The sequence below is a fragment of the Thermus sp. genome (assembly GCF_056332225.1).
Genome location: NZ_JBWGQW010000116.1, coordinates 1 through 1,386 on the forward strand (window position 1 = coordinate 1; position 1,386 = coordinate 1,386).

At 70.4% G+C, this 1,386-nt stretch carries 3 protein-coding genes; all 3 read left to right on the forward strand.

The annotated features are described in order from the left end of the window. Positions 1–123: 123 nt before the first annotated feature. The gene (locus AC01Y6_RS10345) at positions 124–357 is read left to right on the forward strand and encodes a LexA family protein (RefSeq protein ID WP_476671436.1); all 234 of its coding nucleotides are present in this window, start codon (positions 124–126) and stop codon (positions 355–357) included. After that, positions 347–733, forward strand: a complete 387-nt coding sequence (locus tag AC01Y6_RS10350; protein ID WP_428720475.1) for a hypothetical protein — start codon at positions 347–349, stop codon at positions 731–733. Before AC01Y6_RS10345 ends, AC01Y6_RS10350 begins: the two co-directional genes overlap by 11 nt. 34 nt (positions 734–767) lie before the next feature. After that, positions 768–1,386: hypothetical protein (locus AC01Y6_RS10355; protein WP_476671438.1), on the forward strand; the 619-nt coding region annotated here is incomplete at its 3' end.

A 1,386-nucleotide genomic window follows, 5' to 3' on the forward strand; every position in this document is an offset into this window, starting at 1 on the left:
GTCCTAGCGTCCACCTTCCACCTCCTTCCAGAGCTCGTGGAAGGGCCTGGGGCTGGGCTTCAGGGGGCCCCTGCCCTCGGTCCAGGCCTTGAGGAGGGGGACGTGGTGGTGGTGGAGCGGGGGGTGAGGCCAAGGCGGGGGGAGATCGCCGCCGTGCTTCACGACGGGAAGACCACGCTCAAGTACATCTACCCGGAGGGGAACGCGGTGGTTCTCAAACCCCACAATCCCGCCTATCCCACCCTGCGCCTGCCCGCTTCGGAGGTAGAGGTCCAAGGGGTGTTTCGCTTCCTTCTCCGGGGGCGGGAGGCCCTCGAGGCGATGCGGCTTCTTTTGAGGTGGAGCTATGAGCACTGAAGCCCTTTTCCGCGTTCGGGTTGCAGAGGAAGGGAAGTCGGAGTTCCGGCTGTTGCGGCTGCTCCCTTCCCGGGAGCGCTTGGTGGTGGCCCTGAGGGAAGGCGTCCTGGAGGGGCTTCTCGCCTTGCCACAAGGCTCCTTCCGCCGCCTTGGCCACGGGGAGGCCTTGGTGGTGCCCATGGCGGCCCTGCTCCCGGAGGAGAGGCGGCAGGTTGAGGTCTTGGGCTACGCCCACACCCCCAGGCGGCCCAAGGGGGAGATTGCGGCGGAGGTGTTCTTCCTTCAGGAAGAGGTGCCCCTGGTCTGGGTGAGGCTGGACCAGGACGGGGCCGGGGTGGTCCTCGAGGCGTTCCTGGAACCGGAGGAGGCGGCCTAGGGGCAAGGGGGCCTGAAGCCCCCCGGCGCAGGCCGTGGACCGGCTCACCGAGGCCATAGAAGGCGTGGACCTTCCGGAGCTCGTGGCCCGGCTCTTCCCGGACTCCGGGGCAAAGCCGGGAAGGCCCGGGCTCTACCGGGCGGCCTGGCGGGGGGACAGGAAGCCCTCCCTCTCCCTCTTCAAGTCCCGGGGGGTGTGGTTTTTCCGGGACCACGCCACCGGGGAGAGCGGCAACGCCTACCACCTCCTCCTGGCCACGGGCCTCTCCAAGGAGGAGGCGGTGGCCATCCTCCTCGGGGAGAGGCCGCTTCCCGAGCCCCCGAGACGAAAGAGGCGGGAGAGGCCCAAGCCCCCGCCCCTGGACCTGGAGAAGGCCCTGGCCGAGGCCCAGGCCCGGCTGAAAGCGGCCACCGGGCTCCCCGAGGTGCTGAAGGGGCGGGGCATCGCCCTGAAGGAGGCGGTCCTCCTCGGGATGGGCCTTTCCCCGGAGGGGGACCTCTACCTCCCCATCTACGACCCCCAGGGCAGGGTGGTGGCGGTGAAGGTGCGGCACCGGGAGCCCAAGGAGGGCCAGCGCTACCGCTACCTCACCCGGGGGAGCGGGACCCCGCCCTGGTACGGCCCGGGCTACGGGAAGCGGGCGGGGGTCCTGG

Bases quoted from the DNA above. Each gene is read 5' to 3' on its own strand.
- AC01Y6_RS10350 (WP_428720475.1), top strand. From the start codon at position 347: ATGAGCACTGAAGCCCTTTTCCGCGTTCGGGTTGCAGAGGAAGGGAAG.